Annotated in this window: 1 protein-coding gene; it reads left to right on the top strand. The window is 54.4% G+C overall.

Translation table 11 applies throughout. The features are described 5' to 3' along the window. Nucleotides 1-72: 72 nt before the first annotated feature. The coding region (locus ACFRAK_RS28725; RefSeq protein WP_394573151.1) for a glycoside hydrolase family 36 N-terminal domain-containing protein at nt 73-1,069 on the top strand (997 nt) is incomplete at its 3' end.

Genomic DNA, 1,069 nt, shown 5'->3' with positions numbered 1-1,069 from the left:
AAGGAAGCGCAACGGAAAGGCCTTAAGCCTGCCCGCTATCCCGCTTTCGAACCAGGTAGGGAGGATACAGCAGTGAGTATATATTTTCATGAGGAACAAGGTTTGTTTCATCTGCAGAGCGATCGCTCCAGTTACGTGATCGAACTGGTCAGAGGCGCATATCCGGCACATGCGTATTGGGGAAGCAAGATACGGGATGAACATATAGGCGGACTGCTCGAGCGTAGAGGAAGAGCGTCGTTCTCGCCGACTCCGTTCCGCGATGATGCCTCTTTCTCCTTCGACAGCTTACCGCAGGAATATCCAGGGTACGGCAGTGGCGACTTCAGGCAACCGGCATATCAAGTACAGCTGGCGAACGGGACGACGGTGGCTGAAGCGGAATACGTATCGCATCGCATCTACAGCGGCAAGCCCAAGCTGGACGGACTTCCAGCTGTCTATACAGAACAGGATGATGAAGCGGATACGTTGGAACTGAAGCTGGTTGACCCCATCAGCGGGCTGACGATCTACCTATCCTATACCGTAATGAAGTCGTTCGATGCGATCACACGCTCGGTAGCACTGCATAACGAAGGAACGGAGAATATAAATCTGCTTCGCGCCATGAGTGTCAGCGTGGACATGAAGCACAGCGCTTATGAGCTTCTGCACTTGCACGGTGCTTGGGCGAAAGAACGCCATGTACACCGAAGAAAGCTGTCTCCGGGCATGCAGGGGATCGAGAGTCGGCGAGGTTCCAGCAGTCATAACCATAATCCTTTTCTAGCCTTGCTGTCCGACGGCGCCGGGGAAGAGGCTGGAGAGGTATACGGCTTCAGCCTCGTCTATAGTGGTAATTTTACGGCACAGGTTGAGGTTGACCAATACGATACGACACGGGTCGTCATGGGAATCAATCCGTTTGATTTCTCGTGGCTGCTTGAACCGGGACAATCCTTCCAGACACCCGAGGCCGTGATGGTATATTCGGCCGAAGGGCTTGGCGGGATGTCAAGGCGTTACCACAAGCTGTACCGGACCCGTCTAAGCCGCGGGTATTACAGGGATCGCACCCGGCCGGTAC

The sequence above is a fragment of the Peribacillus sp. NPDC056705 genome (assembly GCF_043656335.1).
Note: the sequence above shows the minus strand (reverse complement) of the source record. Positions and strands in the feature narration are given on the sequence as shown.